The 10,614-nt window shown below is 33.5% G+C and carries 3 protein-coding genes; all 3 read right to left on the bottom strand.

Features of this window, described 5'->3' with window-relative positions:
- Positions 1 to 121: 121 nt before the first annotated feature.
- On the bottom strand, positions 122 to 4,255 hold the full coding sequence (locus tag COE53_RS04625) for a S8 family serine peptidase (protein WP_098947510.1): 4,134 nt from the start codon (positions 4,253 to 4,255) through the stop codon (positions 122 to 124).
- A 416-nt stretch (positions 4,256 to 4,671) separates the two neighbouring features.
- Entirely contained in the window at positions 4,672 to 8,838 is a 4,167-nt protein-coding gene (locus COE53_RS04620; RefSeq protein WP_098947509.1) for a S8 family serine peptidase, read from the bottom strand.
- A gap of 335 nt (positions 8,839 to 9,173) precedes the next feature.
- Entirely contained in the window at positions 9,174 to 10,430 is a 1,257-nt protein-coding gene (locus tag COE53_RS04615) for a helix-turn-helix domain-containing protein (protein WP_069032917.1), read from the bottom strand.
- Positions 10,431 to 10,614 lie beyond the last annotated feature (184 nt).

Here is a 10,614-nt window from a genome sequence, read left to right as displayed (position 1 = left end):
AGAAATTTTTTTATATTTGAACCTTAAACAATAAAAAGGCTGCCTCAAAAGTACGCTGACTAATGAGACAACCTTTATTCACTATTCTATAAATTTCTTACTCTACTAAAAACTTACTTGCTTATTGAATACCTAACTCACTCTTAATATCTGCTAGTTCTTTGCCTTTATAACGCTTCACTGGTTTAGGTGCATTTTCTACAGCTGGGTTTTGTTTTAAGAAATTCTTTTCTACATAAGCAAAATCTTTTGCATCAACTGTTCCGTCAAAGTTGATATCAGCTGAACGTTTGTTTGTTCCCCAGTATGTTTCAATTGCTAATGCATCGTTTATATCAATGACATTATCTTTATTGACATCACCTGCAGTTGCAACATCAACGCTTTCTGTTCCGATTCTCTTACTAACACCATACATGAAACCATCCATTATACTGTATACATTGTCAAACGTACCAGATGTTGTAAAGTGACCTGGAATATCAGTAATTACAGTAAATTCATCACTAGTAACAGGTAATCCTGATACATAAAATTGTCCTCTTTTATCCATTATTGCATGATATGATTTTCCTTTACTATCTACAATCGTTACATTCGCTCCTATTTTTGTGAAATCAATTAGCTTCATAGTACCATCAGCATTTTGGAAGCTTTCTGGGTGAATATAACTAATCACACTTGAGATATTTGGTAGAATTGCAATTGGTGCAATATAAGTAAATGGCTGAGTCACTGTATTATCTATACTTGTAAATGTCGAAGTTACATAGTTAAAGCTAGAGCTAGGAATCGGATCTGCTAGTTTTGGAATTTTAATCGTTACATCAACCATTGGAAGATCTCCAGATACCTCTTTAGAACCGTCAAATGTAATATTGATATCTGATTTAACAGTTGCACTTGTTGGATTAGTCGTTGTAACGTTCATTTGTCCACCAAGCTTTTGTGCCTCAGGAGTTAATGCAATATTTACGATATTTGTATCAGCAGTATTCGTTGTAAAGCTAAAGCCTGCTTGTTTTAATTTGTTCACATTATTAGCAGTAAGTGTGATCGTATTTGTATCACCTGGATGTGCAATTACTCTGTTTGATCTTGTTTTGCCACTTGGTTGACCGTAAACATACGGAGTTCCTTCTTTAACAAAAAGATATTGCTTATCACCATAGATATTCGTTGCTTGGTCTCCACCGATGAATCGGAATGATAACATTGATTGGGTTGGATCCATTTCGATTTCATCTTGAGCATTTCCATTTTCATCTAATTTAAGAGTTCCACTTAACCATGGACTATTATAGAAATATCCTATTGTGTTTTGGGATTGATCTGCTTTCATACCTGCTGCTTTCATTAACTCAATTGACTTATCATTAATCGAAGCAGTAAACGGGACGGACTTTTGGTCTACCTTATATTCGATAAATGGATTTCCTTCTTTTTCTCCATCAACTTTTACATCAAATTTATTTGGCATTGTATTATCGACTAAAAGATCTTGTGAAATTGTATATGCTTTACCAGCATCATCATACCCAATTAGTTTTACTTTGTATAATCCTTCTTTTGGTAGAACAGGTTTTGAACTAACTGGATTATTTGGGTCACCAGTAAATGGATAATACGCTCCAACAGAAGCTGCAATTGTGTATTCTACTCCTTCATCATAAGCAACACCATCGAATGAATTTGTAATACCTAAGTCCTGGCCTGTAACCGCGTCAGTAAATACAACATCAATGCTTCTCATATGAGATTTCAATGTAAATTTAGCCGTTAAATATGGATAAAATAATGGACTTGCTAAAGTATTTCTATCAGTTGACATTGACTGACGAGTAAGGTTAAACGAATTGAATCCTTTTTCTACATAATGTACACCAAAAGGAATTCGATATGATTCAGATGGATTGTCTTTGTTTGTATAAGTTACATATCCTTCATAGATTCCCTTTTCCGCTGTCTTTGGAATATTCAATGTAATATTTGTTTTCTTTTGACTAATCCCTTTTAAGGTAACTGATGAAGGTGCTTGTACAGTTACTCCATTTGCTGCTGCATCCTTTGAGCCTCGAAGACCCGATTGGAAACTTACTTTTACATCAAATGTTTTCGTTTTTTCTCCTCTATTCATTAATGTAACAGTGCGTGAATCAGAGTAATCATTGTTATCGAATGCTACATTACCGAAGCTAAGTGCTCCTGTTTCCTCACTGATTTGTTTTTCTCTTCCATTAACAATCATTGGTGTTTTTTCTTGGACTTTGATTTCGATTGTTGAATGAATTGCATTGTATGGATCAATTCGTCCTGCACCTTGCTCAAACACGCTATATGGTTTGCTTAATGAATCAGCTGTATTCATTAAAATCGCTTTTATATCTTCTGGTTGTAAATTATGGTTAGCTTGTTTTAATAAGGCTGCCACACCAGTAGTAAATGGAGTAGCCATCGATGTTCCTGACATGCGCTGATATGCGTTTTTATAATCATTTGGATTAACTGGGTTATTAACAAAGCCTGGCACTGTCGATAATACACTCACGCCTGGAGCTGTAATTTCTGGCTTAATATCGTATGTTAATCTTGCAGGTCCCCTAGAACTGAAATCTGCCAATGTATCCCCTTGAGTTTTTGCTTCTCCAATGTCTGTAAACGTAAAGTTAACAGATCCTGTTTGTAGCTTTTGTTTTAATGCAAGTCCTTCTGCATTTGATAATGAGAAAGATGGAATGAAGTTAGCACCTTCTCCAAAGTAAGTTGGGATAAATCCTTCTGTTGGATTATCATTGTACATCAGAACTGCAGCAGCACCTTGCGATTTAGCTACAGCAATTTTAGAATCCATTGTATAAGTTCCACGGGACATTAGGACAATTTTGCCTTTTACATCTTTTCCATAGTATGCTTCTCCTAGATTCACATCTACAACTGGTAAAGTTTGTCCCTTAAATTTTGAAATATCGTCTCCATAGCCACTTGCCATTAAGCGTAAATTAGTCGATACATCATCAATGTTACCTTTCGCAGACATCGTAGAAATTGGAACATCACTTGCTCCAACTGTTAACGCTAAAGCTGCCGTACCTGGAGAACCTAACGTATACATCTTATTCCCTGCATTTCCAGCAGCAACTACTGCAGTTACACCATTTAATACTGCATTATTAATCGCAATACTTTCGCCAAGTAGAGGGTCATTATAATTTGCACCTAATGATAGATTCATAACATCCATACCATCTGCAACTGCTTGATCAATACCCGCGATGATATTATCTGTCGTTCCACTTCCACCTGGTCCTAGTACACGATATACGTATAAATCAGCGTCTGGCGCAATACCTGTTGTAGCATCTTCGCTTTCATTTTTACCTTGTCCAACAATTGTTCCAGATACGTGTGTTCCGTGTTCTGTTACATAATTTCCAGCCCCTGAATCCCCATATGGTTTACCAGCTTTTACATAATCAGCATAAGTTGTTTCCATCGGATCATTGTCATTATCTACGAAATCATATCCACCTTTATATGCATCTTTAATGTCTGGATGATTATAATCAACGCCTGTATCTATTACCGCAACTTTTACTCCTTTACCTGTGTATCCTTCTTGATGTAATTTATCAATTTTTAGGTAAGATCGCTCATCAGCCATTCCCTTACCTGATGAAGTTGTAGACGAATCTTTTCCTTCAACTGGAAGTTCTGATTTTACAGTTACATCGCTATAAATCGCTTGTACAGCTGTTGATTTCATAAGTTCGTTTAGTTTGTTTGCAGGCACTTCCAAGGCAACACCATTAAATGCATGTTTATATTCACGTTTAATTTTATAAGAACCATCCGATTTTGATTTAAATAAAGAACTTAAATCTTCTTTAAAAGTCGTATGATCTGCATTCGCATTACTTGCTGCTTTTGCATCAGATAAAGCTTGTCCCTTTAAAGCTGCTTCTAATACGGCGATTTTTTGTGGTTTTTGCTTAAATGAAACGATAACTGAAACAGGCTTTTCGCTATTTAAATTAATATCTGAATCTAGAAAAAGGCCAGTTTGATCAGTTGCTGTAAGCTTTTGTAATGCTTGTCTTTGTTGTGAAGTTAAATTAGCTAAAATTGATTCTGCTGTTGAAGCATTCTCAGCTTTAGTTACATTTGTTACATGACCTAATGATCCTAAAATAAAACTAGATGATAATGCTGCAACAGAAAGACTTTTTACAAGTTTACTCTTACCCGGTCTTTTCATCTTACTTTTCCCCCATTTTTAGTATATTTCTAAAGTTGAAGTATGTAATGGTAGAGGAATTTTGAATCTAAAATACTAGTAGTCTTTATATTCCTTCATCGCTCTTCATTAGCACTTCTTATATTTAATTATTAAAAATATTCTAAAAATACTCAATCGGGTTAAATTTAATCGATTAATTCAATGTTCACTCCGTTTTTATACACAATTCGACAAAATTCGAATAAAAAGTTTATAAACTTCTGTTAATTTGATAAGTTTTTCTTATATTTTTATAGATTAGCTTTGCATAAATTTTTCACATATTTTCTTGATTGATCTCAAGATTTTTTAGCTAATCCAGCAGAAAACAATTCATCTAGACATATCTTAATAGAAAAAGAGAAGCCTATATTTAGCTTCTCTTCAACCTTTGTTTATTGTAAACCTAATTGAGTTAATACATCATCCAACGTAATGCCTTTATAAGCCGTTTTTGCTTTTGGCGCATTTGAAACTGTCGGATTTTTTAATCCAAAGTTTTTAACAATGTAATCCATATCCTTTTTATCTACTACTTTATCAAAGTTAAAATCTGCAGTTGCTTTATTTGTTCCCCAATATGTTTGGACTGCTAATGCGTCTAGAATATCGATCACATTATCTTTATTTACATCACCAGCTGCGGCAGTTGGTAAATTCCAAGCTAATCTCTTTCCTACGATTTCCCCACGTACATTATTAGATAAAACAAGTTGTCTTTTCATAGTGAAATGACCTGGTACATCAACTGTTACCGTATAAGGATTTGCTTCAGCTTTTAGGCCATCAATGATATATTGCCCGCTCTTATTGAAACTCGGCGCACTAACACTTGTTTTTCCATCATAAGAAGTAACGGTTACTTTCGCACCGATTGCACTTTGATTAAGCGCATAATTTAGCTGACCTGTTGTTGGGTCATTTGCACCTTCAACTCGTATTGTTCCATCTAATCTTGAGTATGTTGGTTTGTATTTAATACTTTCCATGTAAGAGTAGACATTATTAGTCACTACATCTGATTGATCAGTCGTAGAGGCTGTCATTGTATACCAATTGAAAGCAGATCCTCCATAAACACCATCTGTAAATTTTTTAGCCGTTTTAAGGTCGAAATTAAATAATTGTAAGTCTTCTGGTAATACTTTATTACCTAAATAAGTGAACGTAATTGTATAGTTTAAGTAACTTCCTGATTGTGCTGTAGATACTGACACCTTTGCATCTCCATATTGCTTTACTGCATCATTCACAACTACATTTTCAATTGAAGCAAGGTTAGGATCCACCGGTATTGTAATTTTACTTGTTTTTAAATTTTTAATATTATTTGAACGAACACTATAATTTACTGTATCTCCTGTTGTTACAATTTGTTTATTTGCCTTTAAATAGTAATAAGGTAAATTGTGATCCACAAAAACAACTCTTAACATATTAAAAGCATTTCCAGTAAAGTTTCTTGCATAATCCATTCCATAAAACTGAACTTGTAAAGGTGCAGACTGTTTTCTAACTACAAGTTGATCAGTGTAATTTCCATTTTTATCAGTTTGAACAGGATTTTTTGGCCATGGACTATTAAAGAATGTTACAACTGAGTTGTTTGATTGATCAACTGGAAAACCTAGTTTACTAGCTTCTCCTGTTTCAGGATCATTTAAGTTAATGTTAAAATTGTATAAGAATTGTCCATTTGAATCAAATTGACTATCATTCGTTTCAATAACTTTTTGATCCAATGAATCAAAGCTAGAAGTCATAGTTGGTGCACCTAGGTCATAGATGAAATCAGCTGATTTTGTAAATGTTTTTCCTTGTTCATTTGATCCAACCAACTTAATTTTATAGCGTCCTGGTTGAGCAATTTCTGGTTGATAGCTAATCGGTTTTGCTGAATCACCAGTAAATGGATAATATGTTCCAGTAAATCCTCTTGAAACATAATAAGTTTGATTTTCATTCAATGTAATCGGAGACAACGAACCTACTAATCCTAGGTCTTCACCAGTTGTAGGGTCTTGTAAAATGATATCTAATGTTTTCATATGTGATTTTAATGAGAATGAAAATGATTCGAAAGGCCACGCATTTTCCGGCCAAGCTGTATCGGATGAATACATTGGTAATGCGTCTACTGAATCAATGCCTTCATATACTACACGTCCACCAAACGGTATTTGATACGTTTCTGTAGGATCCCCTGTATTTGTGAAAATAATATATCCTTCATATGTGCCTTTTTCAGCTGTTTTTGGAATATTTAAATCGAACTTGATTGATTTTTGGCTAATTCCATTTAATTTTACAGATGTCGGACCGGATAACGTTACATTATTTTGAGCTGCGTCTTTTGATCCTCTTAACCCAGTTTGGAATTTCACATCTACACTAAATGTTTTTCCTTTTTCGCTACGGTTCTTTAAAGTAACAGTACGTGAATCAGCGATATCCTGATCATCAAATCCAAATGAACCAAAGCTCATTCCACCTGTTAATTCTTGAATTGATTTTTGTTTTCCATCAATAATCGTAGGTGTTTTATCAACTACTTCTAATTCAACATTAGAGTGGATTGCTTCATAAGCATCTACTCGTCCGCTACCTTCTTCAAATACACTATAAGCCTTTGAAAGTGGATCTGCAGTATTCATTAAAATTGATTTGATATCTTCAGGTTTTAAATCTTTATTTGATTGAAGTAATAATGCCGATACTCCTGCTACATATGGTGTTGCCATTGAAGTACCTGATAAACGTTCATATGCGTATTTGTAATCTTCCGGTTTTGATCCATCAACTGTTTTATCGTTGACATAGAATGGTACTGTCGAAAGAATTGATACTCCAGGAGCAGTTACTTCAGGTTTAATGTCATAGTTCACTCGAGTTGGACCTCTAGAACTGAATTGTGCTAATTCATCTGAAGCTGTTTTTAATTTCGTAAAATCACCAAATGTAAAGTCTGTTTTACCAGCTTGAATTGCTGCTAAAATCGTATTTCCTTCATCATTTGTGACAGAGAAAGCTGGGATCGCATCGACTGATTCACCAAGAAATGATTGAATTGGACCTTCTGCCTTATTTGTTTCATCGTTATACATTATTACGCCGACTGCACCAGCTACTTTTGCATTTTTGATTTTATCAATTAATGCAATTGATCCACGTTTAATGAACGCAATCTTACCGTTCAGATCTTTTCCAGTAAAGTCCCATGAGTTAGCTAATCCAACATCAACAAGCTGATATGTTTTACCTTTTAATGTCGTTAAATCATCTTTATAATTTCTTGCTAACTGTCTTAATGTGTAGTTTTTACCATCTTGAATGCCTGCATATTGATAAATATCAAGTGCAATGGATGAGGCACCGACTGTTAAAGCTAATGCTGCAGCACCTGGTGCACCTACAGTATACATTTGATCCCCGCTATTTCCTGCCGCAATGACTGTAGTAACTCCACTTAAAACTGCGTTATTTACCGCAATTGAAGTCGCAAATAGAGGATCATTTAACGTTGCACCTAAAGACATGTTAATGACATTCATACCGTCTTTTACAGCACGATCGATTCCGGCCATGATTGCATCAGTTGTTCCACTACCACCTGGTCCAAGTACTCTGTAAGAATAAATTTCTGATTCTGGAGCTGCTCCAACAGTTTTATACTCACTATTGGCTACACCACGGCCACCAATGATTCCGGCAACATGCGTTCCATGTTCTGTATAGTAATCAGCTCCATTAGCAGTGCCAGGTTTACCTGCTTTCACCCAATCAGCGTATGTTGTTTCCATTGGATCATTATCATTATCAACAAAATCATATCCACCTTTAAAGGCATCTTTCAAGTCTGGGTGGTTATAATCAATACCTGTATCTAAAATTCCAACTTTAATTCCTTTACCTGTATATCCTTCTGCATGTAAACGATCTAATCCGTCATACGGTGTATAGTTTGAAACATTTGCTTCATCCGCTTTTAATTGATCATTTTCCTTAGGAGGATCAATTGAAAAAGTTCGGTTACTCCATACTGCTTTAACAGCTTTTGATTTTAATAGATTTTTAATTTGGTTTGCCGGTAGACTCATCGAAACACCATTAAAGGCATTCTTATATGAACGATTAATCGTATAATCTACTTTTTTAGTTTTGCCACTTTCTAATACTTGACCAACATCTTTAGCAAATGTCTCATGATCTTGATCGACTAAGTTTGCTGCTTCAGATGTAGTTAATGATTTACCTTCTACACTCGCTTCAATTTGAGCAACTTTAGCAGGTTTATTTGCAAACTCAACAATAACACTTGTTTGTTCTGAAGAGTTTAAATTAATATCTGAAGAAATTTGAAGACCTGTTTGTTCATTTGTTGAAAGCTGTTCAAGAGCCGCTCTTTGCTCAGAAGATAAATTTGCTAAAATATCTTCTGCTTTACTTGGACTTGCTGCTTTCGTACTAGATGTTACTTGTCCAAGCGAGCCTAGAATAAAGCTCGATGTTAAAGCTAAAACGGTAAAGCTTTTTAAAAACTTTTTCTCTGTCTTTTTCCCCATTTCTCTTCCTCCTAGTAAATTTACGACAAGGTAGATTTCTACATTGAAGTACAAAATTAGACTTTCTTTGATAAAACTCTGTACTATTTCCCCAAAAATAAACAAACAATTTGTCTATTTATTTAACTTCATTATTGAGAATTTTCATTTCTTTATCAATCGGGTTATAGCGAGCCTTTATTACTGGGTTTATAGAACAATTTTAGCGAGTTTCGACAAACTTCTTGTCTAATGTTTATAAACATTGAGAGCAAAATTTAATATTTATGATAAATTTCAATTTCCTAGATAATAAAAAAAGCCTTAGATAACGAGATCTCGTTATCTAAAGACTTTTAATTTAACACCTGAATCATCAATTTAAAGCTTTGGTCTATTTCAATCGCTTTTTCATATTCCTTTTGCTCGACATAGTGATTGTATAACATCTTTCCATATTGCTCAAAAAATGAAGTATTATTAGTTGCTATAATCTGTGGAACGACTACTTCAGCTAAAAATTGATAAAATTGACTTTGATTTTTTTTACATTTCAATGCTAATAGTTTATAAAGATTGAAATATATTGGGCATTGTTTTTTTGCTAATTTCGTACCTGTTTCTATTTTTTCTAAAATAGTTTCCTTATTCAATAACTTTCCATCTAAACATGCTTCAATAAAATGATATAAACGTCTTATATATTTTATTGAAGATTTATCAGTTAGTAAAAAAGCTTGTTCAAAATAACTAACAGCTTGTTCATATTTCCCTCTTTTATAAAACTCTTCTCCTAGATTATATAAAATATTGTTTTTACTTTCTTGAGCACCTAATATCGAGCAATTGTGTATTAAATTCTTATAGTTTTCAACTAGGTCTAAAAAATCAATATCACTTTTACTATCGAATTGCATTAGCATTAAAATTTGAGCATTCATAGCACTCACATGATTATATGTTCGATTAAAAAATTGAAGAGCTTTTTTGGCATATGTAAAAGCAGATACTTTTGCCTTTACATGATGGTATGCTAGCGCTAAGTGGTAGTAATATTCCTCATTATTATACTCTGCTATATTAATTTGTTTTAATAAATTCACAGCAGTTTGACTGTCTTCACCTTGGGCAGTTCTAAATGTACTGATACAGTATATTCCTTTAATGTGTAGAAGAAGGTTTTTTTCATAATTAGATAACGTTTGAAACTCTTTTTCTACATTCTCAATTATATTTTTTGCTTCTTTAAACAAATTTTTGTAAAGATAATACCTCCCAGTTAATAGCATATAGTTTGCCGCATGTTTAGAAGCCATAATAAACGGATTTTGATCTAACTCTATTTTAATTCCTTCAATTTGTGTTGTTCTTTGCATAATGATTGCCTGATTCCAATCATTTAAGTGCTTTTCAATAAGATATAAAGATTCAATTTCTTTATTTATATCAATTTCTAACTTATTAGCTAATTTGTAGATAATTTCAGGAGACAATGTAACTTTTCCACTTTCAAACCTACTAATATACGCTTTACCACAAATTCCTTCACCTAATGTAGATTGACTAATTCCCTTTTTCTCTCGATAATATTTGATGATTTCCCCTACTAGCATGATCAGCCTCCTCTATATTAGGTAACGTTCAAATTGAACAAAAATGTATCATTTAATGTAAATTTTTCTAAATTTTAGAAAGCGCTTGAAAAATTGTATGTTTTGCTTCAACATTAGAAAGTATTATTTTTCAATTAAATTAGACTCAAGTTGAAAAATTAGATTATACTTTTAGTTAAACCCA

The sequence above is a fragment of the Bacillus sp. AFS029533 genome (assembly GCF_002585125.1).
Classification (GTDB): domain Bacteria; phylum Bacillota; class Bacilli; order Bacillales; family Bacillaceae_G; genus Gottfriedia; species Gottfriedia luciferensis_B.
The sequence above is the reverse complement of the archived record's forward strand: the minus strand, read 5'-3'. Positions and strand labels throughout refer to the sequence as shown.